Source organism: Streptomyces sp. NPDC004542, assembly GCF_040610035.1.
Taxonomy (GTDB): Bacteria; Actinomycetota; Actinomycetes; order Streptomycetales; family Streptomycetaceae; genus Streptomyces.
Genome location: NZ_JBEXLP010000033.1, coordinates 31,595 through 57,866 on the forward strand (window position 1 = coordinate 31,595; position 26,272 = coordinate 57,866).

The following is a 26,272-nucleotide window of genomic DNA, read 5'->3' on the forward strand; positions in this document are numbered from 1 at the left end:
CGTCTCCGGGCCGGTGACCGGCTTGTCTCCCCGGTCTTCTCGTACCCGGCCAGGCGCATGCCGTCAGTGACCTGCCCGACGCCGTAGCCGCATTCCGACTTCTCCCAGTGGATCCGCCCGTTGGAATCCGGATCCCGTCCACTCTCCTGTGGCCGTAGTAGCCGTCCACGGCCGCCAGCGGGTTGCCCATCTGGCCGGGAATCGAACCGCCCTCGGCCTCCCGCAGGTTCGACTTCTGCGCGTGATCCACAGCAAGACGTTGGCCGGGATGTGCCCTTTGCCGTCACCACCGTTCAACGTCGGCAGCGGGAACAGCCCCTGCGGGTCGATGCTGCTGAGCCCGGTCTGGCTGCGGTAGCCGCCCTGCCGGATGACATCCGCGCGCGGTTGGGATCGTTTGCTCAGCGCGGCTGACCAGGAGCAGTGCCTCAGTGAGGTCGATCGCTCGGGCGTTGACGGTGTGCAGGCGGTCGATGAGTTCGCCGGTGTCGTGGTCCGGATCGGCGCGGGCCACGTCCAGAAGCGCCTTCGAGATCGCCGGCGGGGTACGCAACTCGTGGGAGGCGTTGGCTGCGAACCTCTGCTGTTCGGCGACGTGTGCTTCGAGCCCCGCGAGCATCGTGTCGAAGGCGTCGGCGAGTTCGCGGAACTCGTCCTTGCGGCCCGGCAGCCGGATCCGGTGGGAGAGCGATCCGTTCGTGGCCATGCGTGTGGCGTGGGTGATGCGGGTCAGGGGGGCGAGCATGAGGAAACCGGCGTAGCTGAGGGTGAGTCCGACACGGACGCTCAACCCGGATGCCCTATCCACACTCGCCTCCCTCGTGCCCGGTTTCCGGGTGCGTGTCGATGCGGTAGCCGACGCCCGGCACGGTGGCGATGATCCAGGGTTCGCCGAGCCGCTTGCGCAGAGCGGAGACGGTGATGCGCACAGCGTTGGTGAACGGGTCGGCGTTCTCGTCCCACGCGCGTTCCAGGAGTTCTTCGGCGCTGACGACGCCGCCTTCGGCGGCGACGAGGACTTCCAGCACGGCGAACTGCTTCCTGGTGAGCGCGACATAGCGGCCGTCGCGGTAGACCTCTCTGCGGAACGCGTCCAACCGCAGATCTGCGATCTCTCGCACGGGTGGCCTGCTGTGGGCGCGTCTGCGGTCGAGTGCCCTGAGACGAAGCACGAGTTCGCGGAGTTCGAACGGCTTCGTGAGGTAGTCGTCGGCGCCGATCAGTCGCAGCAGCTGACGGAACTGGTCCGCGCGGAACTGCGCCTGGCGCAGGCGGAGATGAAGGAGAAGGGCAAACGCTACGGCAAGGGCGGTGGCCTGTTCGGCGGAGCCGGACTGGCCGGCTTCCTGATGTCGCAGGCTCTGGTAGCGACCGTGATCGCCGCGCTCACGCTCGTGCTACCGGTGTGGGCCGCCGCACTGATCGTCACGGCGGTGCTGGGTGTGATCGCCGCGGTGATGGCCATGAGTGGGAAGAAGCAGGTCGACCAGGCCGCACCGCCCGTGCCGGAGCAGACGGTCGAGAACGTGAAGGCCGATGTGGCCGAGATCAAGGAGAGTGCACACCGATGACCCAGCCGCCCCACGACGAGCCCACCGCCGACAGCCCCGAGGAACTGCGCGAACAGGTCGAGCAGACCCGCGAGGAACTCGGCCGGACGGTGGAGGCCCTCGCGGCGAGGACCGATGTCAAGGCCCGTGCCCAGGAGAAGGTGACAGAGGCCAGGGAACAGGTCGCCACCACGGCAGGCGAGTTGAAGGAGCAGGCCGTCCTCAGGGCCGGGGAGCTGAAGGACAAGGCGGCGCAGGCTCCCTCTCAACTGCAGGACAAGCTGCCCGATCCGGTGCGGGACAAGGTGGTTGAGACCGCCGGCCAGGCTCGGGCCGCGGCCTTCCAGGCCGGCCGGTTGTGGCAGGAGAAGGCGCCCGAGGTGCTGCGGGAGAGGACAGCCCAGGGTGCGCAGACCGCCCGTGACAAGCGCGGCCTGCTGCTGGCGGCCGCCGGTGCGGTTGTCGTGGCGTGGATGGTCTGCCACCGTCGCAAGGGGTGAGCGGTGTGCCGGCCTCGAAGACCGCTTGCAAGCCGGGAGGCCCGGCGCTTCGGCTTGCTGCTGACGCCGTACGCTGAGCTGCCGCCGAGCGGTGCAGTGCCGGGTCGACTCTGCGGCGCGAGCGAGCAACGCCATTGTTCGACGTCGGCGTACACGAGCAAGGCCTGACCTGTCGGGTTCTCGAGCCCGGCCGCTTGGGGGGCCTGCCCCGCGACGTCGTCAGGGACCAGCCCTGTATCCGCATCGGTACGGCCGCCTGTTGGCCAGGTTGAAAAGCGCTCAGCACTTGGTGTCACACCTCGGCAGCAGGCGGGCGCCCTTGTGCAGGGCGGCCCCGCCCAGGCGAGAGCCGCCTACGTCCGGGAGGATCTTGCGAGGAGCCCGTCCGAGGGGCGGGGCAGCTCCTCGTCCCCCGGGGGTGGGGGATCGAGGGACGAGGGCGGCCCACGCGGGTGTCAGCAGCCGATCGGCGAGGAGCCGAGGGCGACATCGTCGAACCAGAGCGTGTCGTCTCCGGTGCCGTAGCTCTCCCACCCCAAGCGCAGGCCGGTGGGGCGTGGAGGGGTCGTACGGGCGAGCCACTGCCCGTCGACATTCTGGGTCGGCACCCCGTCCACGTGCAGTCCGGCGACCTCCTGGTCGTCGACCCACGTGCGCATGGACTGGACGGTGGTGTCGATCTGGAACCGCAGGCACAGCCACCGGCCCGTCGGCAGCGGTGTGCTGAGGGCGACCCCCGCCGGGCTCTGTTCCGGCAGCGTCGCGTCGTCGGTCTCACGGTTCCACTGCAGCGCGCCGTTCTGTCCGCCGACGCGCAGCGCCTTGCCGCCCTGGGAGGCGTCCGGCATGGACACGAAGGTGACGTGGCTGGTGGGCAGGGCGGTGGTGTGCCGGACCCGCATGCGCACGTACACCACGGGACCGACGGAGGACAGGTCGCGGGTGGAGGCGGCGAAGACGTGGTTGCAGTAGCCGACACCGCCGTCTACGCGCAGCGACCTGGTGCCGCTGTAGGCGACGGACGTGTCGACGCTGACCTTCCCCGTGCCCTGGCAGTCGGGTGCCGTCGTCTGCCAGGCTCCCGAGGGCACGGTGCCGGTCTGGTCCTCGAAGTCGGAGCAGATCGTCGCTCCGGCACATCCGGCCGGCGGCGGGTCCGTCGCGGTCGCTGTCGGCGTGGCGGTGGGCGACGCGGTCGGGGTCGCCGTCGGCGTGGCGGTGCCGGTTCCGCCGCACGGCGTCCCGTTGAGGGCGAAGACGGTGGGAGCCGGGTCGGCGGTGCGCCAGGTGCCCTGGAGCCCGAAGTCCGCGGACGCGCCGGCGTCGAGCACGGCGTTGTGCGCGACATTCACGGCGGTCACCGCGCTGCCCGACTGGGTGACCTCCGCGTTCCAGGCGGACGTGACCTGCTGGTCGCCGGAGTACGTCCACTCCAGCCGCCAGCCGTTCAGGGCGGCGCCGAGATTGGTGACGCGGATCTGAGCGGTGAAGCCGCCGGTCCACTCGTTGGTGGTGTAGGTGACCGCGCAGCCCGCGGCCGCGCCCTGCGCATGCGGTGCCGCGATGGCTGGGACGGCCACCGCCAGCACGGTCATCACCAACGCCCAGAGCGGCAGGCAGCGCCTGCGTACGCGCAATAATGTCGCGTCCATGACAGCTCTCTCAGGAGGGCGGGTGGGAGCGCTCCCACTATGGGAGCGACAACCTGCACTGTCAATGCCGCCGCGGATGGAAGTACAGCGTCAGATAAACTCCGGTGACGACGAGCACGAGGAAGCTGTAGAGGCACATCTCGCCCAGTATGAACGACCAGTGGTCCGGAAAGGCCCCGCGCATGCTCGCCCTGAGTCGGTCACGCGCGCCGAGGCGGATGGCCGCCCAGCCCGCGATCCGCTCCCGCTTGCCTCTCTCCGGCACGTCCCGCTGTTCCGGGCTCCCGTCGCTCATGCCGACACCACCGTTCATCGCTCGCTGACAAGGGATTCCCGCCGGTGCTCCTGCGCACAGGTGTCACGGCAGGGGTTCGGGTCGGCCGCGCTGTTCGGGCCGACGGATGTCTGGATTGCTCGCTGTTCCACCCGTATGACCGCTCGTGGGGCGAGAGTGTGACAGGGGGCGTCGCTGTCGTTCGAGGCGCCGTTGGAGGTGGTGCGCGTCTGCTTCCGGAAGCCGCGGGTCCTGGACGCGACGCGCGCTTGGGGACGGGTATCTCGAGTGTCCGGAACGCTGTGCAGTCGCTCGGGGCTTCGTTGTCACACTGATCACCAGACCCGGTGTCGCGCGGAAGACACTGTGCATGTGGTCGGGTGACGGCGCGTTCAATGTGTCGCGCCCAGGATGACGACGACGCTCACCACGATCAACGCCGCGGTGATGAGGGCCATGGCGGTGAGCGTGCCCGTCAGCCACCGTCCGATGCGAGCGTGCTGTCGCTGCTCGGCCGTGCTGATGCTGTCGGCGATGTGCTGGGTCACCATGCGGGCCACGTAACGCTGCTCGTCGAGGTACCACCGTTCGATCTCACCCTTCTGCTCCCGGGTGAGCCCTGTCGCGCGGGCCGTGAACTCCGCCACGCGCCGATGCGCCGCCTGGAGATGAGCCTCGCGGTACAGGAAGGTCCCTATGTCCTCGAGGCCGCGTGCGGCCTCCTCACGCGCATCCATGGTGTGCTCCCCTCCATGACCGGTGTGTGTTCACCTCATTCGGACCGCACAGCCCACCGGTCCGTGACACGGGTCGCCGCGTCCGCCGGTCCGGGGCGGAAGGGTGTCAGAGCTGTTCCGGCGGTGCGCCGCGTCGGCCGGTGGGGTCCCACAATCCCGCTCACGCGCCAGGTGCGTGCGGCTTGTAGCATGGCCCGGAGCGGGAAGGAATGCTGATGCACGCCGAGAACGACACATCTTCCCTCGATCGGGCGACGAAGGACTTCGTCACGGCGCGCTCACAACTCTTCGGTATCGCCTACCGGGTGCTCGGCAGTGCGGTGGAGGCCGAGGACATCGTCCAGGAGGCGTGGCTGCGCTGGCAGAACACCGACCGCTCGGGCGTACGTGAGCCGACGGCGTTCCTGACCACGGTGACGGCGCGGCTGGCCATCAATCTCGCCCAGTCGGCCCGGGTGCGGCGAGAGTCGTACGTCGGCCCCTGGCTGCCGGAGCCGGTCGACACCAGCCACGACCCACAGGTGGGCGCGGAGCGCGGTGAGGCCGTGGAACTCGCGGTGCTCATGCTGCTGGAGAAGCTGAACCCCGTGGAGCGCGCCGCCTATGTGCTGCGCGAAGCGTTCGACTATCCGTACAAGCGGATCGCGGACATCCTCGAGACCAGCGAGGCCAACACGCGCCAGTTGGTGAGCCGGGCGCGCAGGCATCTGGCCGACGGGCGCAGGGAGCCGGCCAGTCCGACCGCTCACCGGCGGCTGCTGGAGGTGTTCCTCGACGCGGCGCAGACGGGCAATCTCGCGGTTCTGGAGGACGTGCTGGCCGAGGATGTCGTCAGCTACTCCGACGGCGGCGGGATCCGTGGGGCGTCCAAGATCCCGGTCGTGGGCCGTCAGCACGTCTCTCGCTACCTGGTCGTCTTCGCGCCGCGCTTCTGGCCTGCTGCGGAGATCCGGTGGGTGGAGGCCAACGGCCGTGCCGCCGTCCTGATCTCGCACGACGGGAACCCCGTGGCCCTGCTGTCCGTCGAGGTGTCGGCCGAGGGCATCGACCGCATCATGTGGATCATGAACCGGGCGAAGCTCCTGCCGTACGTGGAGACGCTCGACGCCTGAGGGTTCCGCGCGCGGCGTGCAGGCCGCGCGCGGAGCCGGGAGGCGCCGCGAAGGACAGCTCACCGTTCGCCGTGCTGATCGTGCTGGTCGACCGCGGACCCACGGTGCAACGGGACCTGACCGCCGCCACCGGCACGGACAAGGCCGGGATCATGCGGATCGTGGACGACCTGGAACGCAAGGGCCTGGCCGTCCGCAGAGCAGTACCCGGAGACCGGCGGGGCCGGGCGGTGGAGATCACTCCCGAGGGACTCGCCCTCTTCGCCGCGGTCCACACGGCCGCGGAACCGCTGGCCGAGCGCCTTACCGAAGCGCTGCGCCCCGGCGCCCGAGGTCCCTGGACGCACGGTGGCCGCGTGCCGGATGTCCGTCACGCTCCCGGCGATCAGCCGGGTGCCGCGCAGGTGCCGTCGCAGCGACACAGCGGCATGCCGTGCCTCGACCGATCCCGCGGTCACCTCCGGCAGGAGGGGCTGGTACGTCATGTACGGGCGCAGCCCTGTCGCTGATCTCCGATCGAGATGACTGACATTCCGAACCATCGCGATGGATGGGGAAGAGCCGAGGGCGGACCGACGCTGATGCCTGCGTGACGGCACCGATGAAGTTGCCGACCACGTACACGTCCGTCCGAGCCGCCTACCCGGCTCATCCCGTCAAGAAGGTGCACGATGTCCGTATCGTCCGACGTCCGACGCTCGCGCCGGTTCGAGACCGCCGAGGTCCCTCAGGGCGTGCCGGGTTGGCTGGTCGCACTCCTGGCCGTGGCCTCCGGCATGACGATCGCGAACCTCTACTACGCCCAGCCCCTGCTGTCCTCGCTGAGCGGCGTCTTCCACACCAGCACGGCCACCGCCGGGGCACTGATCACGCTGACTCAGGTCGGCTACGTGATCGGCATGCTCTTCCTGGTTCCGCTCGGTGACCGCCTGGAGAAGCGCAACCTGATCACCGTCCTGCTGACGGTCACCACTGTCGCCCTCCTCGCGGCCGGACTCGCCACCAGCTTCTCCATGCTGCTGGTCGCCTCACTCGTCAGTGGCGCCACCTCGGTCGTCGCCCAGATCCTCGTGCCCTTCGCCGCCGGTCTCGCGCCCGACCACGCCCGCGGTCGTATCGTCGGCCGGGTGATGAGCGGCCTGCTCACCGGCATCCTGCTCTCCCGCACGCTGAGCAGCCTCGTCTCGGACCTCGCGGGCTGGCGCGCGGTGTTCCTCGGTTCTGCCGCTCTGATGGCCGTGCTCGCCGTGGCCCTGCGCGCCGCTCTGCCGGAGCACGCGCCGACCACCACCATCCCGTACCACCACGTGCTGCGCTCCACCGTGCGGCTGGTGCGCACGCACCCGGCCCTGATGCGCCGCGGCCTCTACCAGGCGGCGATGTTCGGCGCCTTCAGTGCCTTCTGGACCACGGTCTCCTTCGTCCTCACCGGCCCCCGCTTCCACTACTCCTCGGTCGGGGTCGGTGTGTTCGCCCTCGTCGGCGCGGCGGGAGCGGCTGTCGCCCCGTTCGCCGGGCACTGGGCCGACCGTGGGCTCGTACGCCCCATGACGGGCATCTCTTTCGTGGTTGCCGCGCTCGCCTTCGCGCTCGCCGGGTTCGGCGGACACAGCGTCGTGCTGATCGCTCTGGCCGCGATCCTCGTCGACATGGCGGTACAGACCACCCTGATCCTCGGCCAGCACACCGTCTACCAGCTCGACCCCGCTGCCCGTGCCCGCCTCAACAGCGCCTTCATCGCCACGTTCTTCGCGGGTGGAGCTGTCGGCTCCCAACTCGGCTCCGTCATGTACCACGCCGGAGGCTGGATCGCCCTCACCGCCCTCGGCGCCGCCCTGCCTCTGCTCGCCCTCCTCTACTGGACCACCGAAGGCCGGCGTCAAGCGGTGGCGAAGCCGAGCGCAGCCGGTCTGTGACCCCGGGCACAGTGCGGCCTTCCGTCACACGGCGACACCAGGAGCAGCTGCCCCTGGGCATGGACCGGGCCGTCCATGCCCAGGGGTAACGCCATTTTCCCGCAGGGTCGGGCACCGGATGTCCGCCCAGCGCTCCGGGTGTTGACTGTCCGGGCACGACCCGGCGGCTCGTCCGCGACGCGGTCGTGCGGTCACTGCCGGGCAGCGTGCGGTGCGCCGGACCGGCGTCCAGCGCACCTCGTCATGCGTTCCCCCGGAGATCAGTTCGCTGTCGGGACCGAGCTCGTGCACGCACCGGCAAGTGGGGCGCTCCCGTCTCATTAACGTGTTCCAAGCCTGAAGCGGGCGTGCGGTGCCCTCGCAGGGCGGCACCCGCGGACAAGCCTGATTGCGAGGAACGCCATGGCCAAGCAGACCATTGCCGAGCAGTACGTCGATCTCATGGCCCGTGCCGGTGTGCGGCGCATGTACGGCGTGGTCGGGGACAGTCTGAACCCCGTCGTCGACGCGGTCAGACGCCACGGCGCCCTCGAGTGGATCCAGGTCCGCCACGAGGAGGTCGCGGCGTTCGCCGCCGGTGCCGAAGCCCAGCTGACCGGCCGGCTGGCTGCCTGCGCGGGATCCTGTGGCCCGGGCAACCTCCACTTGATCAACGGCTTGTACGACGCCCACCGCTCGATGGCGCCCGTGCTCGCGCTGGCCGCCCACATCCCCAGCGGGGAGATCGGCACCGGCTACTTCCAGGAAACCCACCCCGACCGGCTGTTCGCCGAGTGCAGCCACTACTCGGAGCTGATCTCCTCACCCCGCCAGATGCCGCGCGTGGTGCAGACGGCCATCCAGCACGCCGTCGGCCGGCGGGGTGTCTCGGTCGTGGCGCTCTCCGGCGACACCGCCGCCGAGGACTCCCCTGACTCGGCACCCGAGCTCGTCATTCCCCTGGATCTGCCGGCCATCCGCCCGAGTGAGACGGAACGTGCCCGGCTCACCGAGCTGGTGGACGCCGCCAAACGCGTCATGGTCTTCTGCGGCCGGGGCGCCGCCGGGGCCCACGCGGAGGTGATGGCCTTCGCCGAGAAGGTCAAGGCACCGGTCGGCCATGCGCTGCGCGGCAAGGAGCACATCCAGTACGACAACCCGTACGACGTCGGCATGTCCGGTCTGCTCGGCTACGGAGCCGCGTACGAGGCCATGCACGAGTGCGACCTGCTGTTGCTCCTCGGCACGGACTTCCCCTACACGGACTTCCTGCCCCGCCATGTGCGGACGGTCCAGGTGGACGTGCAGCCCGAGCGGCTGGGGCGGCGCACCCAGCTCGACCTCGCCGTATGGGGAGACGTACGCGAGACCCTGCGCTGCCTCACCCCCTCGGTGCGGGAGAAGTCCTCGCGCCGGTTCCTCGACCGCATGCTGGAACGGCACGCCCACGCGCTCGAGGGCGCGGTGACCGCCTACACCCGCAAGGTGGACAAGCACACCCCGATCCACCCCGAGTACGTGGCATCGGTGCTCGACGAAGAGGCCGCCGACGACGCGGTGTTCACCGTGGACACCGGCATGTGCTGTGTGTGGGCAGCGCGTTATCTGACTCCGAACGGTCGCCGCCGGATCCTCGGTTCGTTCGTGCACGGTTCGATGGCCAATGCGCTGCCCCAGGCCATCGGCGCCCAGTTCCTCGATCGCGGCCGTCAGGTCGTCTCCCTTTCCGGCGACGGAGGGTTCTCCATGCTCATGGGCGACTTCCTGACGCTCGTCCAGTACGGCCTGCCGGTGAAGGTGGTCGTCTTCAACAACTCCTCCCTCGGCATGGTCGACCTGGAGATGATGGTCGACGGCCTGGCCCCGCACGGCACGACCTGCGCGGACACCGACTACGCCGCCATCGCGACCGCGGCCGGGGCGCGCGGCATCCGGGTGGAGAAGCCCGGCGAGGTGCGTGAGGCGCTGCGCGAGGCCTTCGCCCACGAGGGACCCGCGCTGGTCGACGTCGTCACCGATCCCGCCGCGCTGGCCGTTCCCCCCAAGATCACTGGCGAGCAGATCAGCGGCTTCGCGCTGTCGGCGAGCCGGACGGTCCTGACCGGCGGTGTCGGCCGCATGATCCACCTGGCCCGGGCCAATCTCCGCAACATTCCGCGTCCCTGACTGCGGGGTCCGGGGCCGGCCACCAGTGGCCGGCCCAGCCGGCACGTCCCCGCGCCGAGCTTCGAAGATCTGGGGCAAGCAGGTCCCGGTCGACGCCCGTGACGCCACCGCCCGGATACGATGCAGCGAAGATCGAAGACCGTCGCCTCCGCACTGGACGGAGCGTTGCCGGACCGGGAGCGGATGATGGATCTGCGGCAGATGGAGGTCGTCGTCTCGGTGGCGGAAGCCGGCGGTTTCACGGCGGCGGCACGGCGGCTGCACGTGGTCCAGTCCGCCGTGTCCAGCACGGTCCGTGCCCTCGAACGCGAGCTGGGCACCCCCTTGTTCGACCGCACCACCCACCGCGTCGCCCTCACCCCGGCCGGCGAGGCGTTCCTCCCCGCCGCCCGCGCGACGCTGCGGGCTGCCGAACTGGCCCGGGAGGCCGTCGACGCCGTACGGGGGCAGCTGCGCGGCCGGGTGACGGTCGGCACGATGCAGGGGGTGTGGGCGGGACTGCACCACGCCTTGGCCGCGCTGCGCGCGGAGCATCCGGGCGTGGTGGTGCGGCTTCGGCAGGCGGCCGTCGCCGACATCCGGCAGGCGCTGCGTGAGGGCACGGTGGATCTGGCCGTGGTGGCGCTGGACCGCCAGCAGCAACGCGGGCTCGCGACCCGGCTGCTGTCCCAGGAGGACATGGTGCTGCTGGCGGCACCCCGGCGAGTGCTCTCCGGAGCGACACCGCACGGCGAGATCCGGCTCGCCGACATCGCCCAGGTGCCCCTGGTCGACTTCACACCCGGCTGGGCCATCCGCTACGCGGTCGACCGGGCCTTCCGCGCAGCGGGGGTCGACCGCAGCACGACGTTCGAGGTGAACGACATCGGCGCGGCAGCCGAACTGGTCCGCAACGACCTGGGCGTCTGCATCATGCCCAGGTCCATCGCGGAGCGCTTCCCCGATCTGCCCCAATACCGGTTCGACCGGCACGCACCGCACTGGAAGATCATGGTGGTACGACCCCCCGGCGAGCCACCACCGGCGGTCGCCGCACTGCTGCGACACATGACCTGACGGCGGCGGGGACACCTCCCGGCCGCGTGAGCTATGCCCGCGGTGTGCCGTCCCAGCGCCATGTGGTGAGACGGGGGTGTCCGGGCAGCTCGGCGCGCCCGGTGGCCCACAAATCGAGGCGAAGGCGCCACGGCCCGAGGATCAGACGGGCAAGCACCATGAGCAGTTGCGGCGGCAGGGCATCCGGGTGGAAGTGATGGGGCTGGTCCGCTCCCGCCGCCGGGCCGGCGAGATCAGCAACCCCCAGGAGGACGTCGGGCGGAAGCAGGCCGAGTACCTCCTCGGCCGGGGCCACACCCGTCTCGGCTACGCACTGCCGTCCGACGACCGGCTACGCGCCTTCTACGAGCCCCGTCTGGTGGGGGTCCGGGAGTGCTGCGCACGGGCGGGACTGCCAGAGCCCGTCGAGCAGGTGGTGCCGATGGAATCCGGCGCGGCCGGCCAGGCGGTTGCCGGGTGGGCCGGCGCGGGCGGCACCGGAGTGTGCGCGTACAACGACGAGACCGCCCTGGCGGTACTGGCCGGCGCCCGCGAGACCGGCACCGCCGTCCCCTCCGAGCTCGCCGTCATAGGCGTCGACGACATTCCCCTGGCCTCCCTCGTCTCACCCCGGCTCACCTCCGTCCGCGTGGACATGCGCGCCCTGGCCCGCGAGCTGGTGGCCCCGCTGGCGGAGGAAGCAGCCGCCGCCTCGGCCGGGGAAGGGGCCACCACGCCGGCCGCAGGTCACCACGGCGCCCAGGTGGTGGTCCGGGAATCAACTCAGTGAGGGGCTCTCGAAGTCTTTCGAGGGCGGACGCAGGAGCGCACGACCTGCTTGGGCCAGGGCTGTCGCGGTGAAAGAAGCCGGGGCGGTCCGGCGGGTTTCGATCGTGCAGCGTGTCTCGGCGACACCCCGGCTGCCGCTGCCACGTCTACCGTTTCTCACCGAGGCCGGAGCACGTTCTCCTCGCCCGGGCCGCCGGCCCGTCTTCGCTCCGGTTCCCTTCCCCGACGTGATCCTGTCAGCCCGGCGACCGGCCGGTGCGAGGCTCTGATCGGCACGTTCGCTCCATTCTGACGATTGCATGACATGACGAGCGACCCAGAGAACAGACAACGCAACTAAAACGGTTTAGTCAATCCGCTGGACACCATCCGTTCCGTCTCCCGCACCGGATCACGTCTCACAGGGGCGAGAGCGGCATCCGTCATCAGATCCAGGGGCAGCAGAGGCATTGACCGCTTGACCGGTCCAGTGCTTCCATTTCCAGCGCGACCACAGACCTCACCGCCCACCGAGACACGGAGAGGTCGTCAGCCACTGCGCGCGACGCCGCACCCACTCGGCCGCGCACCTCGATGACGGCCCCGTCCACCGGACCACGACGGCGTGCACCCACGCGGTTCGGCGGCCCGGCGTACGGTGCCGTTCTCCCCCCAGACCTGTGGCGACGTGACCGCGGCACGGGATCCGCCCGCTCGCCACAGCCTGGTCTCCCCCCATCCCAGGAGTTCTCCATGAGCCGCTCAGTATTACGCCCCTCCCCATCCCTCGCCCTGGGCGCTTTCCTGGCCGCCCTGCTCCTCCTCGTCGGGCTCGCCCCGCAGGACGCCTCCGCGGCGCTGCCCCAGCGGCTGCGCGGGGTCAACCGGTCCGGGGCCGAGTTCATGTGCGTGCAGAACAGGGGCATCTTCGACGGTCCCGTCGACGCCGCCTCCGTCCAGGCCATCGCCAAGTGGAAGACCAACGTCGTCCGCGTCCCGCTCAACGAGGACTGCTGGCTCGGCATAAACGGCGTCAACTCGGCCTACTCCGGCAGCAACTACCGTACGGCCATCTCCAACTACGTCTCACTGCTGCGCAGTTACGGCCAGAGTGTGATCCTCGAGCTCCACTGGAGCGACGGCGTGTACACCGGCTCGGGCTCCAACTGCTCGACGTACGGTGCCAACTGCCAGAAGCCGATGCCCGACAACGATCACGCCCCGGCCTTCTGGAAGTCGGTGGCCGGCACCTTCAAGAGCGACCAGTCGGTGATCTTCGACCTGTTCAACGAGCCGTTCCCGAACAGCGTCATGTCCGACTACAACGCCTCGTGGAACTGCTGGCGCAACGGCGGATCGTCCTGCACCGGCTTCTCGTACACGGTGGCCGGGATGCAGACCCTGGTCAACGCGGTGCGCTCCACCGGCGCCACCAACCCGGTCATGGTCGGCGGCATCAGCTACTCCAACGACCTGTCCCAGTGGCTGAGCCACGTGCCGTCCGATTCGGCGAACAACCTCGTGGCCTCCTGGCACTCGTACAACTTCAACTACTGCAACACGCAGAGCTGCTGGGACTCCCAGATCGCGCCGGTGGCCGCCGCCTACCCGCTGGTCGTCGGCGAGATCGGCGAGAACGACTGCGCCCACGGGTACATCGACACGCTCATGAACTGGCTGGACGCCAAGAACATCAGCTATCTCGGCTGGACCTGGAACACCTGGGACTGCTCCTCCGGTCCGTCGCTCATCTCCGACTACAACGGCACGCCGACCGCCTACGGGATCGGGCTGCGCGCCCGGCTGACGGGAAGCTGAGGGGTACGCCGTGTCCCCGGGGAGCGGCGCCCGGCGTCGCTCCCCGGGGACACCGGCATGGCCAGGGCACAGCTCCTCGGAGGACGAAGACCATGCACCTGCCGCACGTCCGGAGCACCCGCCAGAGCCGCCCGGGAGTGCAGCGGGCCGGCAGGCCGGGCGTGAAGTCCGGTCCTTGCTTCGATGGTGGTCGTAATATGGGGTGACCGCGCCGTTCGCCGCCTCAAGGAGTCACCGTGCCCCGCCCCCGTACCGCACCTCGAACAGTGGCGCATCCCGACCTGGCGCAGGTCTCTCTGCAGCAGGTACTGGAGGCGCTGGTGGACCCGGTGCGCCGGACGGTGGTGGCCCAGCTGGCCGGCGCCGGTGAGGACCTGAGCTGCGGGGCCTTCGTCGCGCCGGTGTCGCCGTCGACGCTGACGCATCACTTCAACGTGCTGCGCGAGGCGGGTGTGATCCGCCAGTACTACGTGGGGACGACGAAGATGAACGCACTGCGCACCGAGGAACTGGAGAAACGGTTCCCCGGCCTGCCGTCGGCCGTTCTGGCCGCCCTGGCCACGGAGGCGGCCGACGGGACGTGAGCCGCCTGCCGGCGGACAGCACACACCAGGTACATATTTTGATGTGGATCGTAATTTGACCGTGGTCGAAGTCTGGGGCAGGGTGGATGGTGCGCCGGGACGGTCCGGTGTCCTCTCGATCTCCCTCCACTCCCTGGGACTGGTGCACCATGGCAAAGCTCGTACAGTTCGACCGGCTCGGCGGGCCCGAGGTCCTCACCCTGCGCGATGTCGAGTCGCGCGCTCCGGGCGCGGGAGAGGTGCGCATCCGGGTCGACGCGATCGGCCTGAACCGGGCCGAGATCATGTACCGGGAAGGTGCCTATTTCTACCAGCCGGTCTTCCCCTCCACACTGGGCTACGAGGCCGCGGGCGTCGTCGAGGCGACCGGTGAGGGTGTCACCGACCTCGCCGAGGGCGACCTGGTGGCTGTCGTGCCGGCGTTCCTGCAGACCGAGTACGGCACCTACGGCGAGAGCGTCGTCCTGCCGGCCTCAGCCGTCGTCCCCCGTCCCGCGAACGTGGACGCCACCACCGCGGCGGCCGTGTGGATGGCCTACACCACCGCCTACGGCCCTCTCGTCGAGAGCGGGCGGGTGCGTCCGGGCGACCACGTCCTGATCACCGCGGCCTCGAGCAGTGTCGGCCTCGCGGCCATCCAGATCGCCCGCCACATCGGCGCGATCCCGATCGCCACCACCCGCGGCGCGGGCAAGAAGCAGCGGCTCCTGGACGCCGGCGCGGCCGACGTCATCGTCACCGACGACGAGGACCTGCCCGCGCGCATCGAGGAGATCACCGGCGGCGAAGGCGTCCGTCTGGCCTTCGACCCGATCGCCGGCCCCGGCGTCGAAACCATCGCACAGGGCATCGCCCCCGGCGGACACCTGGTCGTCTACGGCGCCCTCGACCCGCGCACCACCCCGCTGCCCAACGCCCAGTCATTCCCCGCGCTGAACAGCAGCACCTACACCCTCTTCGAGATCACCTCCGACCCCGAGCGACTGCGCCGCGCCGTCGCGTTCGTCAACGCCGGACTCGCCTCGGGTTCCTTCACCCCGGTCGTCGACAAGACCTTCGATCTGGCCGACATCGCCGAAGCCCACCGCTACATGGAGGCCAACGGACAGGTCGGCAAGATCGTCGTCACCGTCACCCACGACGACACCACCTCCTGAACCCGGCCGCGCCGGAGCAAGAGGAAGGGCCGGTCCGGGCCGGATCGTCGAGCGACCGGCCCGGCGGGCCGCGGTGCCGGAACGAGCTGAAGTGCACAGTCCCCCACCGGTGCTTCGCCGGGTCCCGCGTGCTCTTCCGATCGGCCCGACGGGCGGTCAGTGCGCTACTTGCTGATCGCGAAACGCATCAAGGCGTGCTCGTCGCCCTGCTTGATCTTCCCGGTCGCGTTGATCACTTCCAACTTCCAGGTGTCGCCCGCTCGTACGGCCTTGGCCACGGCGCAGCCGTTGTCCTGGGTGAGCAGGCTGGGCCAGATGTCAGCGACCTGCTGGGAACTTCCGCCGGTCGCGTCGTACACCTTGAAGCTGATGTTGCGCGCCTTCTGGAAGGAACTGCCCTTCTTGAAGGCGGCAGCGACGAAGACGATGGAGGTGATGTTGCTCGGGATGCGGGCGAACTCCACGGTCACCGTCTCGTCGTCCCCGTCCCCCCGGCCGGTCTGGTTGTCGCCGCTGTGCACGAGCGAGCCGTTTCCCATCGGGTCGACGGAGTCCAGACCGGCCAGGCGCACCGGGTCCGCACCTTGCATGGCGATGGCGATCAGGTCCAGGTCGGTCCCGGCCTTGCGGCGGAGCACCCCCATGATGCCGCCGCTGGCACCCCCGGTGGGATCCCAGGACACACCGATCGACAGATGGGTCACTCCGTCCAGATCCGCGGGACCGTCTTCTTTGGTGAGCGTAATCATGCGTGGTTCATCCTTGGTGAAGGGACTACGACAGGGAAAGTCTGCCGGTAGCGTCTGCCGCTGCGCCCAACGGGTCAGGTCAGCGGGTGCGCTTGTCCCGGTCGGTGTCGCCGAGGCCGGCTGGACCGGATCAGCCGGCCGCCCAGAAGCAACGGTAGACCCCGTCCGGGTCTTCGTGCGCACCCGCCGAGAAGTCCTCGAAGTCCATGTTGGCCAGTTCGAGGTTGGCATGGATCGAGTGGACGGCACTCGGCACCGTGCGGAATTCACGTCCGTACTCGAGCATGGCCGCGTACCCCTCGTCGTCGTCGAAGTCCTTCCTGGTGAGGGTGGTGACGGCGAGCAGGCGTGATGGTCGGCGCGCATCGTCGTCCGGTCCGCGACGAACACCACACCGAGCCGCTCCCGCAGTTCCTGCTGGGCCGATATCGCCGCCAGGATCGCGTCCGTGCCGGGGCCGGCCAACTCCGGCGCCTCGACCACGGCACAGAACCGTGCTGCATCATCTGCCGGAGGAGCTGCGTCCTGCGGTGCTGCGCGAGATGCACCGCGTCCTGCGACCGGGTGGGCGACTGCTGGTCGTGGAGTTCCGGCCACCGAAGAGCGGACCGGGGCGCCGTCTGGTGCACGGCGGGGTCGGCCACGCCATGGCTCACCACCGCGTGGATCTGCTGGGGGACCTGATCGGCGATGCCGGGTTCGGGGTGGGCGAGCACGGCGATGTGCGCCCCTGGCTCTCCTGCGTGCAGGCGGCGCGGACGCGCCGTGACAGGGCACGGGCCCCGCCGCCCCCGAGGGCGCGGCGGCACCGGGACAGCCCGCCTCAGACGGGATAGGACACGTAGCAGTCCAGGGCCGGGTGGTAGAGCACCTGCCAGGTGCGGCCCTCGATGACTCCGCTTTGGGGCAGGCCGTGGCAGACCTGGATCCACTTGATCTTCGTCAGCATGACGGAGTCGTAGACCCCGTCGGTGGCGAGCTTGGGTGGCTGGCCTCCCCACGCGTTGCTGAGGCACTGGGCCTGTCTGACGGCCGCTCCCGTGTCGCCGTAGGTGAGCGTCGGGCGGAGGTGCGACGCCACGTAGGAACAGGCGGCCGACGCGGGGGCGGCTGTGGCGGTGCGGGGGGCCGTGAGGCCGAGTCCTGCGGCCGCGCACACTGCCGCAGCCGCTGTGAGCAGTCGGTTCCGTCTCATGCTCGCTCCTTGGGAAGCGGTACGTTCCCATGATCCCGCGCAGACGGTGAGACCCGCGAATTGTGGTCGGCGTGTCCCGGCGGGGACGGAAGCGATGGAAAGTGCGTGGGCGAGCACAACAGCGAGCACGACAGCGCGGCTATGCCTCTGACTGCGGCCGGCCGGCTTCCCGTCCGTCCCGGCCCCGCGTTTCTCCCCGCTGCGCCGGCGTGCGGACCAGCGTGAACCGTGTACGGCGGCGCAGGGTGAACCCGATCGACTCGTAGAGCCGGATCGCGTGGGTGTTGCTCGCGGCCGCGTGGAGGAAGGGAGTGTCGCCGCGTTCCCTGATGCCCGCCGCGACCGCGCGCACCAGCCGGGTGGCCAGGCCACGGCCGCGGTGGTCCGGGTGGGTGCATACGGCGCTGATCTCGGTCCAGCCCGGCGGGCGGAGGCGTTCGCCGGCCAGGGCGACCAGCCGCCCACGGTCGCGGATGCCGAGATAGGTGCCGAGCTCGATGGTACGGGGCAGGAAGGGTCCCGGCCGGGTCAGGGCGATCAGGCCGAGGATCTCGGATACGTCGGCGGGGCCGAGCCGTACCGCTTCGGGATCCGGTTCGGCGTGCAGCGCGGTGTCGATCATCTGGACCCCGTCACCGCTGTTCTCGATCTCCCAGCCGCCGGGCACGGTCCCGACCGCGGTGACCGGGGTGACGGTGCCGGGTCCCACCAGTGCGGCCAGGTCGTCCCAGGCGCGGGGATCGGCGGGGTGCTCCAGGGCGGTGAACGGGGAGACGTCCGCGGGATAGCGGGCGGCCCGGCCGACCCGTTCGGCGAGATGGGCGTGCGGACCCGTCAGCGCGGCCCACGCGGCGTTGTCCAGGATGTGCGGTTGCGTCGGGCTCGGGGCGGGGGTGGGGGTGGGGTGGACGCTGGTGGACATGGCGGTGCGGAGTCTCCGTATCTCGGAAGCGACGGGGCGCGGCCGGGACTCCGCCGTGCGTGGCGGAGTCCCTGGCACGTGCGGCGATCAGGAGTTGTCGAGCGGCAGCCCGGGCGGGTTGATCTCGGACTTGGTGACGGCCTCGTTGGAGAGGTTCCAGGCGTCGAGCCACTTGGCGTACTGGCCGTTCCGGATCAGGTAGTTGATCGCGTCCGCGACCGGTTCGGCCAGTCCGCTGTCCTTCTTCGCGGTGGCCGCGATGAGACCCTGGAGCGTCGCTCCCGCACCGGAGAACTTGCCCGCGTTGCGCGTCGGGTGGGGCGTCTTGGCAACCTGGGTGATGTGGTACGAGATGCCGGGGTTGGGACCGAAGTAGGCGTCGATCTTCCCGCTGGACAGCGCCAGGTAGACGCTGTTGCTGTCCTGGTAGTACTTGACGGTGAGCTTCTTGCCCTCCTTGGCCAGCTTGGCCTTCCATTCCAGCAGGATCTTCTCCTGGTTGGTGCCGGCGTCCACGGAGACCGTCCTGCCGGCCAGGTTCTCGTAGTCGCCGTCGAAGTTCCACGTACTCTTCTCGGGCACCTCGAAGGCGAGGTTGTCCTGCCGGTAGGAGGCGAACTCGTACTTCTTCTTGCGCTCCTCGGTGTCGGTGACGTTCGAGAACGCCACGTCGACCTTGCCGCTGTCGATCCCCACGAAGAGGTTCTCCCAGGTGGAGTTCTTCACCTCCGGCTTCAGTCCGAGAACCGCGGCCACCAGCCGGCCGAGATCGGGTTCGGCACCGGTGAGGGTCTTCTGGTCCTGGCCCACGTACGCCAGCGGCGGGAACCCGGCGGGCAGCGCGCCGACACCGACGACCAGCTTGCCGCTCTCGGCGACCGCCTTGGGCAACTCGGCGCTGATCGACTTCACTTCGGGCACCTTGAGCTCGGTCTCCTTGGCGGCGCCGTTGGAAAGTGCGCCGATGGTGACCGTCCCGGCCGACGCGCCGTCGGTCCTGGTGACGGCGTCGCTGTCGCCCCCGCAGGCGGCGAGTCCTGTGGCGAGGGAGGCGACGGCGGCGGACGCGGTGACGCCGCGGAGGAGTCTGCTGCGGAGACTGAGGGTGGTGCGCATGGGTGTCCTTGTCGGTTGTGCGATGAGCGTGTGTGTGGGGGGGCCGGCGGGCATCCGGCTTGGGGAGGAGTCCCGCGGGTCGTCTTGCGGAGCGGACGGCGAAGTCAGCGGACCTGGCCGAGGAAATCCCCGGTCCGCTCGTGTTTCGGGTCCCACGCCGTGCGGGCAGGCCGCTGTACGGGGTGGCTTCGAGGCTGATGAGCGAGCCGTCGAGGACCGTCGGACGCGCGAACCGGTACGTCGGCGGGTCCGGCGTGACGGGAGTGTGGGGGGTGGGACCACCTCGGCAGGCGCTGTCGAGCCGGAAGGCACAGCACTGCCCGGAGATTCACCTGTGCACCCGTGCGTTGCCCCGAGGGCGACGGCAGCGGTGGCCGCTCAGATACTCAGAGAGCGGTCAGCCTTGCCGGACGGCGCGACACGCGGCCGTACACAGGGCGCTGCTGACGCGCAGCAGGTCGACGGAGCGGTCCTCGCACAGCGCGACGCGGCCGAGGCGCCGCCATGCGGCCGTCCCGTCAGCTGCGTACATCGCTGTCACCATCATTTCGCCGGGCCCTGGGGCTCCTTGAGCTGCGCCGCAAGTTATGCATGTCCCGAAACGAATGTCAACGACAGCGACCACCAGGTGAGACCGCTTGATCGGCCTTCCGGACGGCAGCACGGGGCCATGGGTCCCGGCCGGTTGACGGCAGCCGACAGCGTCCGCGCCACGCGACCGCCGGAGCGGACGCACCGTCAGCAATCACCGGCCCGCGTACTCCGCGGGCTCGCGGCCCTGCTCTCCGGCCACGGCGGAGCGCGCCGCGGCCGACGTCCCGTGAGCTCACCCGTATCACCTTCCCTACTTTTCCTATCGGTTTACTAGGAAAGCCTTGACGCCCCGCCCAGCAGGTGCACAAGATGATGGACATGGCCCACACGCAGCAACGACTCGTTCGTCGTCGGCATGTCGACCTTGGTCACGTCGTCAGCGCCGCCTGGTGTCACATGTAAGGCACGCGGCTCACCAGTACGTGCCCGGCCGGCAAGAGAACCCCCGCACCGCACCTTGCCGTCGAAGTTGAGGAGACCCACCGTCATGGGCGTTGCCGCCGCGCCGTCCGCCCCCGCCCCCGCCCCGGAATCCGACCGGACCGGGCCCGACCGTGCGCACTGGCTGCGCGTGGCGCGCGAGACGGCGGAAGACCTCGCCACGGACGCGGTGGCCCGGGAGCAGGCGGGCAAGCTCCCGTTGGACGAGGTGTCCCGGTTGCGTGAGGCAGGACTGCTGACGCTCCTCGTACCGGGCGAGTTCGGGGGAGGCGGCGCGGACTGGCCCACGGCCTACGCCGTCGTCCGGGAGATCGCCGCTGCCGACGGCGCGATCGCACAGCTGCTCAGCTCCCACTACTTCCTGTCCTGGAGCACCAGGTTCTTCACCGAGCCCGTGCGCGCCGCTCGGATCGGGCGGGCGTCCGCGACGGGGCAGTGGTGCTGGGGTGGTGGTTTCGCCCGGCAGGAACTTCCCCTGACGCTGACCAGGAAGGCCAGGGGCTATGTGCTCGACGGTCGGCACACGTATTCCACGGGTGTCCTGGTCGCCGACTGGCTCGCCGTGCGGGCCGAGCGGGCCGACACCGGCGAACCCCTCGCCGTCGTCGTCGATCCCGCCCGTCCCGGCGTGCGGATCGACGGCGACACCGACTCCTTCGGCCAGCGTCTCGCGGCCGGCGGCAGCGTGGAGTTCGACGCCGTACCGGTCACCGCCCAGGACACGCTCGGCTCCCTGTCCGCGGACGAGGACGCCCTGTCCCCCCTGACGGCTCTCGCCTCCCCGGTCGGTCGACTCCTCTCCGTCCAGCTCCTTCTCGGCATGGCCGAGGGAGCGCTCGCCGAGGCCCGTGAGTACAGCAGGGCCGGCCACTCACCCCTGCGTCCCGGCTGGCCGGCCGGCTCTCCCCAGGACCCGCACGTGCTGGCCGCCTACGGCGAACTCACCGTCCTCGCCCGCTCCGCGTCCGCACTCGCCGAGCAGGCCCTGGAAGCCGTGCACGGCGCACTGGCCCGCGGCGACGACCTCACCTACGACGAGTACGCGGAGACCTCGGTCCTCGTGACCATGGCCGAATCCGCCGCTTCCCGGGCCGTGCAGGAATCCACCACACGGGTCTTCGACATCCTCGGCGCCCGCTCCGCCTCCTCGCGGCTGGGCTTCGACCGCTTCTGGCGCAATGCGCGGACCCACACCCTGTACGAGCCCGTCGCCCACCGACTCCGCGACGTCGGGGACTACTTCCTCAACGGTGCGCACCCTCCGTTCGGCCTGCCGGTCTGACCGTCCGACCATGCGCGGTACGCACCGCGCAGTCCGCTCTTCCTGCGTCGTCTCATATTCCGAGAGAGCCTCGTCCATAATACGAACATCCCCTTGGGATGAGCGCCACCTTCTGCCACGATCCCTATCAGCCAGGTAGGAAAACTAGGGATCAGCCCAGGGGGTGGCCATGCGTACGCTCGACCGTACGAGCCGGATGCTGCCCCTGCTGACCTCACGTCGTCACATCGACCTCGGCCGTACGAGCAGCGCCATCTGTCGCCCCCTCCGACGCCGCGGAATCTGACGCTCTCAGCGCATCCGGCGTCGCCTCCCCGCCGCGCCGTCCCCTTCGACGGAGCGGGCACCCTCGGCTGAGCACGCCCACGTTCCGCTCCTCGTCCCGCGACGGCTTGCCCGCCACCCACGGCCGAGGAGTGGAGTGCCGGTGCGCGCCTGCAACCGGTCGCCTCACGTTCTCGTCTCTCCCCGACCGGCCCGTCCGACCCAACCGACCCACCCCCTGAGAGGACACCTCCGTGTCTGCCGCAAGACCGCTCACCAGCCTGCGCGTCATCGCCGTCACAGCCGCCCTCCCCCTCCTGCTCACCGCCTGCGGCTACGGTTCCAACGCCACCGACGACGGCAAGAAGACCGAGGTCGCGGCCGACGCCAAGAAGCTCTCCGCCGACGAGGTGAAGATCGGCTACTTCCCCAACCTCACGCACGCCACCGCTCTCGTGGGCGTCCAGCAGGGCCTGTTCCAGAAGGAACTCGGCGGAACCGAGATCAAGACCTCGACCTTCAACGCCGGACCCTCGGAGATCGAGGCGCTCAACGCCGGGTCCATCGACATCGGCTGGATCGGCCCCTCCCCCGCCATCAACGGCTACACCAAGTCCGAGGGCAAGAGCCTGCGCATCATCGGCGGTTCGGCGTCCGGCGGCGTGAAGCTCGTGGTCAACCCCAAGAAGATCAAGACCCTGGCGGACGTCAAGGGCAAGAAGATCGCGACCCCGCAGCTCGGCAACACGCAGGACGTCGCCTTCCTCAACTGGATCGCCGACCAGGGCTGGAAGGTCGACGCGCAGAGCGGCAAGGGCGACGTCTCCGTCGTCCGCACGGACAACAAGATCACCCCGGACGCCTACAAGTCCGGCTCCATCGACGGCGCCTGGGTGCCGGAGCCGACCGCGTCCAAGCTGGTCGCCGAGGGCGCGAAGGAACTGCTCGACGAGTCCTCGCTGTGGCCGGACAAGAAATTCGTGATCACGAACATCATCGTGTCGCAGAAGTTCCTCACGGCACACCCGGACGTGGTCGAGGCCGTGCTGCGCGGCTCGGTGAAGACCAACGAGTGGATCAACGCCAACCCGGAGAAGGCGAAGGCCGTCGCCAACACGGCCCTGGAGAAGCTGTCGGGCAAGGCGCTTCCCGCCGGCGTCCTCGACCCGGCCTGGAAGTCGATCACCTTCCTCGACGATCCGCTGGCCTCCACGCTCAACACCGAGGCGGAGCACGCGGTCAAGGCCGGTCTCCTGGACAAGCCCGATCTGAAGGGCATCTACGACCTCACGCTGCTCGACAAGGTCCTCAAGGCCGAGGGCAAGGACGAGGTCGACGACGCCGGTCTCGGCGCCGAGTAGCGGCGACCGGACCCGATGAGTTCCCAGGAGGTGACACCCATGGCCACCACGATCGCCGGAACGGCCGAGGACACCGCGGCGGTGGCGTACGCCGCCCGTATCGAGCACGTCTCGAAGTCCTTCCCCGCGCCGGGCACACCCGGCGGACAGCAGCTCGTCCTCGACGACATCACACTCGATGTCGCACCGGGCGAGTTCGTCACCCTCCTGGGGGCGTCCGGGTGCGGCAAGTCCACCCTGCTCAACCTGGTCGCGGGACTGGACCTGCCGTCCGCCGGCTCCATCGACACCGACGGCCGGCCCGCCCTGATGTTCCAGGAGCACGCCCTGTTCCCGTGGCTGCCCGCGGGCAAGAACATCGAACTCGCCCTGAAGCTGCGCGGGGTCGCCAAGCCGGAGCGCCGGCAGGAAGCGGAACGGTTGCTGGGACTCGTACGGCTGGAGGACGCCTACCGCAAGCGGGTGCACGAGCTGTCGGGCGGCATGCGCCAGCGCGTCGCGCTGGCCCGCGCGCTCGCCCAGGACAGCCGGCTGCTGCTGATGGACGAGCCGTTCGCCGCGCTGGACGCGATCACCCGTGACGTCCTGCACGACGAACTGACCCGCATCTGGCAGGAGACCGGGGTGTCGGTGCTGTTCGTGACACACAACGTCCGCGAGGCGGTACGGCTGGCCCAGCGTGTCGTGCTGCTGTCCTCCCGTCCGGGGCGGATCGCCCGGGAGTGGACGGTCCGCATTCCGCAGCCGCGCCGCATCGAGGACAGCGCGGTCGCCGCGCTGTCCGTCGAGATCACCGAAGAACTGCGTGGGGAGATCCGCCGCCATGGCCGGCACTGACAGCGGCGTCGACGCCGAGAAGCCCGGCTCGACGACAGCCGCGGAGCCCGGTACCCCGAACGACCTGGCGGGAGTGGAGGCCGGGCTCGACGCCCTGGACTCGGTGCAGGCCGGTACCGCGCCGCTGCGCGAGATTCTCGTGCGCAAGGTGCTGCCGCCCCTCATCGCGGTCGTACTGGTGCTGGTGGTCTGGCAGTTGCTGGTCTGGGCCGAGGTCGCCCCCGACTACAAGCTGCCCGCGCCCTCGGCCGTATGGGACGAGGTGCGCGACGCCTGGCTCCAGGGCACCCTGCTCGGCTACATCTGGACCAGCGTCTCGCGCGGCCTGCTCGGCTTCCTGCTCGCGCTCGCCATCGGTACGCCGCTCGGACTGCTGGTCGCCCGGGTGGGATTCGTCCGGGCGGCCGCCGGCCCCATCCTGTCCGGACTGCAGTCGCTGCCGTCGGTGGCCTGGGTGCCGCCCGCCGTCATCTGGCTGGGCCTGAACGACTCGATGATGTACGCCGTGATCCTGCTCGGCGCGGTCCCCTCCATCGCCAACGGACTCGTCGCCGGCATCGACCAGACCCCGCCGCTGTACCTGCGCGCCGGGCAGACCCTGGGCGCGACCGGGCTGCGCGGAGCCTGGCACATCGTGATGCCCGCGGCGGTCCCCGGCTATCTGGCCGGCCTGAAGCAGGGCTGGGCCTTCTCCTGGCGCTCGCTGATGGCCGCCGAGATCATCGCCTCCTCACCCGATCTGGGCGTCGGCCTCGGTCAGTTGCTGGAGAACGGGCGCAACAACAGCAGCATGTCGCAGGTGTTCCTGGCCATCCTCCTGATCCTGCTCGTCGGGATCGCCATCGATCTGCTGATCTTCAGCCCGCTTGAGCGGCGGGTGCTGCGCAACCGGGGACTGCTGGTGACCCGCTGAACGAGCGGATCGCGGCCGCGGTCGCCGCAGACCCGCTGATCCTCATCGCCGACGAGGCCACCACCGCCCTCGACGTCACCGTCCAGGCAGAGATCCTCGATCTCCTCGCCGACCTGCGCGAGCGCACCGGGCTCGCCCTGGTGCTGGTCTCCCACGACCTCGCCCTGGTCGCCCAGTGGTGCGACGAGGCGCTGGTCATGCGCCATTGCGAGGTGGTCGAGCAGGGGCCCACCCGCTCGGTCCTCCACCAGCCGCGGCACGAGTACACCCGCATGCTGATCGACCGATCTCGACGACCTTCTCGGCCCCCTCGGAGACCAGCAGATCGCGCAGCTGATCGCCGTGCCGTCCGGGTACCGTGACGGTCTCGAAGTCCCTCTCGTGGTCTCGCGTCCGCGGTGGCCCCTCCTGCGCGAGTCGGCGGCGCGCCTCGCGAATCCGCGTCACACGTTCATCCGTGTTCCTCATGGCGGCTGCTGCTTGCACTCGGACGGCCCCGCACGGGCGGTCGCTCAGCGAAAGCGCGGCACCCCGCCGCGACCTGCCCCGCACTCACTTGACGTCCACGAAGTCGCCGGCCGCGGTGGCCGGGCCAGTGGTGCCCGTGCCGGCGAAGACGAAGCGGAAGTAGCCGTCCCTCTTGGCCTTGGTGGTGGCTTTCAGGGAGCCGCCGCTGCCGCTGGTGACGGTCTCGAGGGTGGAGTAGGTGCTGCTGCCCTTCGTGCGGAACTGCAGTTGTACCGCCTGTCCTCGATACCCGGTGTAGGTGCCGCTCCTCCAGTCCGCGCGGGTCAGCTTGCCCGTGACCGTGATCGTCCTCCCCTTCTTCACCGGCTCGGGCGAAGCGTTCACCGTCACTTTGGCGTACCGCTTGAAGCGTGCCGTAGCGGCCACGTCGACGTCGGTCCAGTCGTCGCCTGCGTCCTGTGCCTCGGCGAGCACCTTCCAGGTGCCGGCGAGGCCGTTGTCGTCGAAGTCCCGTGCGGCGTCCACGCCGAAGCCGACCTGGCAGACGGAGGTGGTGGGGTCGGCGGACGACACCGTGCAGGTGCCCGCCGGCGGGTAGGCCGGCAGGATGCCATCGGCGTCATCGGTGTGGGGACCGTGCCACAGATAGGCCCAGGAAGCGGCGACGCCGTCCTGGTCCGTGGCTGTCCACCTGATGGTGACCGTCTTCTTGGTGCTCAGGCCGAGCACGATGTCCTTGCCGCCGTTGACGACGACGTCCGAGAACGTCGTGTCGCCGGCGGCGGCCCGGTCCGCCGCGTGGGCGGCTGCCGGAATCACGGACGCGGACAGGGCGGTGGCAAGGAACACCGCGGCGACGGTCGGGCGGATACGCATGGCATG

26 protein-coding genes and 5 pseudogenes are annotated in these 26,272 nt (G+C 70.0%); 18 read left to right on the plus strand and 13 right to left on the minus strand.

The features are described 5' to 3' along the window. Positions 1 to 397: 397 nt before the first annotated feature. Both ABZX30_RS19690 and ABZX30_RS19695 read right to left on the minus strand, forming a co-directional pair. A pseudogene (locus ABZX30_RS19690) lies at positions 398 to 808 on the minus strand (HAMP domain-containing protein); the annotation flags it as partial. Then, positions 801 to 1,220, minus strand: a pseudogene (locus ABZX30_RS19695) (response regulator transcription factor); the annotation flags it as partial. The pseudogenes ABZX30_RS19690 and ABZX30_RS19695, both read right to left, overlap by 8 nt. On the opposite strand from ABZX30_RS19695, the gene ABZX30_RS19700 reads away from it, so the two are divergent. Further along, on the plus strand, positions 1,134 to 1,571 hold the full coding sequence (locus ABZX30_RS19700; protein WP_355935030.1) for a phage holin family protein: 438 nt from the start codon (positions 1,134 to 1,136) through the stop codon (positions 1,569 to 1,571). The pseudogene ABZX30_RS19695 and the gene ABZX30_RS19700 sit on opposite strands and share 87 nt — an antisense overlap. After that, positions 1,568 to 2,050: a DUF3618 domain-containing protein gene (locus tag ABZX30_RS19705; protein WP_355935032.1), complete on the plus strand. Its 483-nt coding sequence runs from the start codon at positions 1,568 to 1,570 to the stop codon at positions 2,048 to 2,050. Before ABZX30_RS19700 ends, ABZX30_RS19705 begins: the two co-directional genes overlap by 4 nt. Positions 2,051 to 2,505: 455 nt before the next feature. Here the strand turns inward: ABZX30_RS19705 and ABZX30_RS19710 are convergent, their stop codons facing one another. From ABZX30_RS19710 to ABZX30_RS19720, 3 genes are all read right to left on the minus strand, one after another. Next, entirely contained in the window at positions 2,506 to 3,702 is a 1,197-nt protein-coding gene (locus ABZX30_RS19710; RefSeq protein WP_355935033.1) for a cellulose binding domain-containing protein, read from the minus strand. Positions 3,703 to 3,763: 61 nt separating this feature from the next. After that, positions 3,764 to 3,997 (minus strand): hypothetical protein, encoded by a 234-nt coding sequence (locus ABZX30_RS19715; protein ID WP_355935035.1) that lies wholly within the window; start codon positions 3,995 to 3,997, stop codon positions 3,764 to 3,766. A gap of 371 nt (positions 3,998 to 4,368) precedes the next feature. After that, entirely contained in the window at positions 4,369 to 4,713 is a 345-nt protein-coding gene (locus ABZX30_RS19720; protein ID WP_355935036.1) for a hypothetical protein, read from the minus strand. Between the two features lie 215 nt (positions 4,714 to 4,928). On the opposite strand from ABZX30_RS19720, the gene ABZX30_RS19725 reads away from it, so the two are divergent. Beyond that, the gene (locus ABZX30_RS19725; RefSeq protein WP_355935038.1) at positions 4,929 to 5,825 is read left to right on the plus strand and encodes an RNA polymerase sigma-70 factor; all 897 of its coding nucleotides are present in this window, start codon (positions 4,929 to 4,931) and stop codon (positions 5,823 to 5,825) included. Between the two features lie 71 nt (positions 5,826 to 5,896). Then, a pseudogene (locus tag ABZX30_RS19730) lies at positions 5,897 to 6,034 on the plus strand (helix-turn-helix domain-containing protein); the annotation flags it as partial. 129 nt (positions 6,035 to 6,163) lie between these two features. On the opposite strand, the pseudogene ABZX30_RS19735 reads toward ABZX30_RS19730, so the two are convergent. After that, a pseudogene (locus ABZX30_RS19735) lies at positions 6,164 to 6,319 on the minus strand (NAD(P)/FAD-dependent oxidoreductase); the annotation flags it as partial. 177 nt (positions 6,320 to 6,496) lie between these two features. Here ABZX30_RS19735 and ABZX30_RS19740 point away from each other — a divergent pair. The 7 genes from ABZX30_RS19740 to ABZX30_RS19770 all read left to right on the plus strand — a co-directional run bounded on the left by ABZX30_RS19740 (position 6,497) and on the right by ABZX30_RS19770 (position 15,248). Next, complete coding sequence (locus tag ABZX30_RS19740) at positions 6,497 to 7,741, plus strand: MFS transporter (RefSeq protein ID WP_355935040.1); 1,245 nt, start codon at positions 6,497 to 6,499, stop codon at positions 7,739 to 7,741. A 402-nt stretch (positions 7,742 to 8,143) separates the two neighbouring features. Next, complete coding sequence (locus tag ABZX30_RS19745; RefSeq protein ID WP_355935042.1) at positions 8,144 to 9,886, plus strand: pyruvate dehydrogenase; 1,743 nt, start codon at positions 8,144 to 8,146, stop codon at positions 9,884 to 9,886. 120 nt (positions 9,887 to 10,006) lie between these two features. Then, positions 10,007 to 10,942, plus strand: coding sequence for a LysR family transcriptional regulator (locus ABZX30_RS19750; protein WP_355935044.1), 936 nt, complete (start codon positions 10,007 to 10,009; stop codon positions 10,940 to 10,942). Between the two features lie 196 nt (positions 10,943 to 11,138). Next, positions 11,139 to 11,711 carry a substrate-binding domain-containing protein gene (locus ABZX30_RS19755; protein WP_355935105.1) on the plus strand — a complete coding sequence of 191 codons (573 nt, stop codon included), beginning with the start codon at positions 11,139 to 11,141 and terminating at the stop codon, positions 11,709 to 11,711. A gap of 731 nt (positions 11,712 to 12,442) precedes the next feature. Further along, positions 12,443 to 13,507 carry a cellulase family glycosylhydrolase gene (locus ABZX30_RS19760; RefSeq protein ID WP_355935046.1) on the plus strand — a complete coding sequence of 355 codons (1,065 nt, stop codon included), beginning with the start codon at positions 12,443 to 12,445 and terminating at the stop codon, positions 13,505 to 13,507. A gap of 236 nt (positions 13,508 to 13,743) precedes the next feature. Further along, complete coding sequence (locus ABZX30_RS19765) at positions 13,744 to 14,091, plus strand: ArsR family transcriptional regulator (RefSeq protein ID WP_355935047.1); 348 nt, start codon at positions 13,744 to 13,746, stop codon at positions 14,089 to 14,091. A gap of 149 nt (positions 14,092 to 14,240) precedes the next feature. Then, positions 14,241 to 15,248, plus strand: a complete 1,008-nt coding sequence (locus tag ABZX30_RS19770) for a zinc-dependent alcohol dehydrogenase family protein (RefSeq protein WP_355935048.1) — start codon at positions 14,241 to 14,243, stop codon at positions 15,246 to 15,248. Between the two features lie 164 nt (positions 15,249 to 15,412). On the opposite strand, the gene ABZX30_RS19775 is transcribed toward ABZX30_RS19770, so the two are convergent. After that, complete coding sequence (locus tag ABZX30_RS19775) at positions 15,413 to 15,997, minus strand: TerD family protein (protein WP_355935050.1); 585 nt, start codon at positions 15,995 to 15,997, stop codon at positions 15,413 to 15,415. A 130-nt stretch (positions 15,998 to 16,127) separates the two neighbouring features. Further along, a complete protein-coding gene (locus ABZX30_RS19780; RefSeq protein WP_355935052.1) occupies positions 16,128 to 16,283 on the minus strand; it encodes a hypothetical protein in 156 nt (51 codons plus the stop codon). 208 nt (positions 16,284 to 16,491) lie between these two features. On the opposite strand from ABZX30_RS19780, the gene ABZX30_RS19785 reads away from it, so the two are divergent. After that, positions 16,492 to 16,833 carry a methyltransferase domain-containing protein gene (locus ABZX30_RS19785; protein ID WP_355935054.1) on the plus strand — a complete coding sequence of 114 codons (342 nt, stop codon included), beginning with the start codon at positions 16,492 to 16,494 and terminating at the stop codon, positions 16,831 to 16,833. Here ABZX30_RS19785 and ABZX30_RS19790 read toward each other — a convergent pair. The 4 genes from ABZX30_RS19790 to ABZX30_RS19805 all read right to left on the minus strand — a co-directional run bounded on the left by ABZX30_RS19790 (position 16,821) and on the right by ABZX30_RS19805 (position 19,762). After that, on the minus strand, positions 16,821 to 17,192 hold the full coding sequence (locus ABZX30_RS19790) for a peptidoglycan-binding domain-containing protein (RefSeq protein ID WP_355935056.1): 372 nt from the start codon (positions 17,190 to 17,192) through the stop codon (positions 16,821 to 16,823). The two genes, ABZX30_RS19785 and ABZX30_RS19790, sit on opposite strands and share 13 nt — an antisense overlap. 139 nt (positions 17,193 to 17,331) lie before the next feature. After that, a complete protein-coding gene (locus tag ABZX30_RS19795) occupies positions 17,332 to 18,114 on the minus strand; it encodes a GNAT family N-acetyltransferase (protein ID WP_355935057.1) in 783 nt (260 codons plus the stop codon). 87 nt (positions 18,115 to 18,201) lie between these two features. After that, entirely contained in the window at positions 18,202 to 19,230 is a 1,029-nt protein-coding gene (locus ABZX30_RS19800; RefSeq protein WP_355935058.1) for an ABC transporter substrate-binding protein, read from the minus strand. 397 nt (positions 19,231 to 19,627) lie between these two features. Beyond that, positions 19,628 to 19,762, minus strand: a complete 135-nt coding sequence (locus tag ABZX30_RS19805) for a hypothetical protein (protein WP_355935059.1) — start codon at positions 19,760 to 19,762, stop codon at positions 19,628 to 19,630. Between the two features lie 549 nt (positions 19,763 to 20,311). Between ABZX30_RS19805 and ABZX30_RS19810 the strand changes: the two genes are divergently transcribed. The 6 genes and pseudogenes from ABZX30_RS19810 to ABZX30_RS19835 form a co-directional block, all read left to right on the plus strand. Continuing rightward, positions 20,312 to 21,547, plus strand: coding sequence for an acyl-CoA dehydrogenase family protein (locus ABZX30_RS19810; RefSeq protein ID WP_355935060.1), 1,236 nt, complete (start codon positions 20,312 to 20,314; stop codon positions 21,545 to 21,547). A 196-nt stretch (positions 21,548 to 21,743) separates the two neighbouring features. Then, the gene (locus tag ABZX30_RS19815; protein ID WP_355935107.1) at positions 21,744 to 21,833 is read left to right on the plus strand and encodes a putative leader peptide; all 90 of its coding nucleotides are present in this window, start codon (positions 21,744 to 21,746) and stop codon (positions 21,831 to 21,833) included. A 232-nt stretch (positions 21,834 to 22,065) separates the two neighbouring features. Next, positions 22,066 to 23,172 carry an aliphatic sulfonate ABC transporter substrate-binding protein gene (locus tag ABZX30_RS19820; RefSeq protein ID WP_355935061.1) on the plus strand — a complete coding sequence of 369 codons (1,107 nt, stop codon included), beginning with the start codon at positions 22,066 to 22,068 and terminating at the stop codon, positions 23,170 to 23,172. 39 nt (positions 23,173 to 23,211) lie between these two features. Further along, positions 23,212 to 24,009, plus strand: coding sequence for an ABC transporter ATP-binding protein (locus tag ABZX30_RS19825; RefSeq protein ID WP_355935063.1), 798 nt, complete (start codon positions 23,212 to 23,214; stop codon positions 24,007 to 24,009). Next, positions 23,996 to 24,922 carry an ABC transporter permease gene (locus tag ABZX30_RS19830; RefSeq protein WP_355935064.1) on the plus strand — a complete coding sequence of 309 codons (927 nt, stop codon included), beginning with the start codon at positions 23,996 to 23,998 and terminating at the stop codon, positions 24,920 to 24,922. The genes ABZX30_RS19825 and ABZX30_RS19830 overlap by 14 nt, the downstream gene beginning before the upstream one ends. A gap of 2 nt (positions 24,923 to 24,924) precedes the next feature. Beyond that, positions 24,925 to 25,284: pseudogene (locus ABZX30_RS19835) on the plus strand (hypothetical protein); the annotation flags it as partial. A gap of 190 nt (positions 25,285 to 25,474) precedes the next feature. Here the strand turns inward: ABZX30_RS19835 and ABZX30_RS19840 are convergent. Further along, on the minus strand, positions 25,475 to 26,266 hold the full coding sequence (locus tag ABZX30_RS19840) for a hypothetical protein (RefSeq protein WP_355935065.1): 792 nt from the start codon (positions 26,264 to 26,266) through the stop codon (positions 25,475 to 25,477). Positions 26,267 to 26,272: the final 6 nt, after the last annotated feature.

What these genes read in the sequence shown, in the direction of transcription:
- ABZX30_RS19825 (WP_355935063.1), top strand. Translation starts at nt 23,212, where the DNA reads ATGGCCACCACGATCGCCGGAACGGCCGAGGACACCGCGGCGGTGGCG.
- ABZX30_RS19705 (WP_355935032.1), top strand. Translation starts at nt 1,568, where the DNA reads ATGACCCAGCCGCCCCACGACGAGCCCACCGCCGACAGCCCCGAGGAA.
- ABZX30_RS19750 (WP_355935044.1), top strand. Translation starts at nt 10,007, where the DNA reads ATGCAGCGAAGATCGAAGACCGTCGCCTCCGCACTGGACGGAGCGTTG.
- ABZX30_RS19815 (WP_355935107.1), top strand. Translation starts at nt 21,744, where the DNA reads ATGCTGCCCCTGCTGACCTCACGTCGTCACATCGACCTCGGCCGTACG.
- ABZX30_RS19775 (WP_355935050.1), bottom strand. Translation starts at nt 15,997, where the DNA reads ATGATTACGCTCACCAAAGAAGACGGTCCCGCGGATCTGGACGGAGTG.
- ABZX30_RS19755 (WP_355935105.1), top strand. Translation starts at nt 11,139, where the DNA reads ATGGGGCTGGTCCGCTCCCGCCGCCGGGCCGGCGAGATCAGCAACCCC.
- ABZX30_RS19725 (WP_355935038.1), top strand. Translation starts at nt 4,929, where the DNA reads ATGCACGCCGAGAACGACACATCTTCCCTCGATCGGGCGACGAAGGAC.
- ABZX30_RS19800 (WP_355935058.1), bottom strand. Translation starts at nt 19,230, where the DNA reads ATGCGCACCACCCTCAGTCTCCGCAGCAGACTCCTCCGCGGCGTCACC.
- ABZX30_RS19795 (WP_355935057.1), bottom strand. Translation starts at nt 18,114, where the DNA reads ATGTCCACCAGCGTCCACCCCACCCCCACCCCCGCCCCGAGCCCGACG.
- ABZX30_RS19780 (WP_355935052.1), bottom strand. Translation starts at nt 16,283, where the DNA reads ATGCTCGAGTACGGACGTGAATTCCGCACGGTGCCGAGTGCCGTCCAC.
- ABZX30_RS19805 (WP_355935059.1), bottom strand. Translation starts at nt 19,762, where the DNA reads ATGTACGCAGCTGACGGGACGGCCGCATGGCGGCGCCTCGGCCGCGTC.
- ABZX30_RS19710 (WP_355935033.1), bottom strand. Translation starts at nt 3,702, where the DNA reads ATGGACGCGACATTATTGCGCGTACGCAGGCGCTGCCTGCCGCTCTGG.
- ABZX30_RS19760 (WP_355935046.1), top strand. Translation starts at nt 12,443, where the DNA reads ATGAGCCGCTCAGTATTACGCCCCTCCCCATCCCTCGCCCTGGGCGCT.
- ABZX30_RS19720 (WP_355935036.1), bottom strand. Translation starts at nt 4,713, where the DNA reads ATGGATGCGCGTGAGGAGGCCGCACGCGGCCTCGAGGACATAGGGACC.
- ABZX30_RS19745 (WP_355935042.1), top strand. Translation starts at nt 8,144, where the DNA reads ATGGCCAAGCAGACCATTGCCGAGCAGTACGTCGATCTCATGGCCCGT.
- ABZX30_RS19715 (WP_355935035.1), bottom strand. Translation starts at nt 3,997, where the DNA reads ATGAGCGACGGGAGCCCGGAACAGCGGGACGTGCCGGAGAGAGGCAAG.
- ABZX30_RS19810 (WP_355935060.1), top strand. Translation starts at nt 20,312, where the DNA reads ATGGGCGTTGCCGCCGCGCCGTCCGCCCCCGCCCCCGCCCCGGAATCC.
- ABZX30_RS19740 (WP_355935040.1), top strand. Translation starts at nt 6,497, where the DNA reads ATGTCCGTATCGTCCGACGTCCGACGCTCGCGCCGGTTCGAGACCGCC.
- ABZX30_RS19830 (WP_355935064.1), top strand. Translation starts at nt 23,996, where the DNA reads ATGGCCGGCACTGACAGCGGCGTCGACGCCGAGAAGCCCGGCTCGACG.
- ABZX30_RS19770 (WP_355935048.1), top strand. Translation starts at nt 14,241, where the DNA reads ATGGCAAAGCTCGTACAGTTCGACCGGCTCGGCGGGCCCGAGGTCCTC.
- ABZX30_RS19790 (WP_355935056.1), bottom strand. Translation starts at nt 17,192, where the DNA reads ATGAGACGGAACCGACTGCTCACAGCGGCTGCGGCAGTGTGCGCGGCC.
- ABZX30_RS19840 (WP_355935065.1), bottom strand. Translation starts at nt 26,266, where the DNA reads ATGCGTATCCGCCCGACCGTCGCCGCGGTGTTCCTTGCCACCGCCCTG.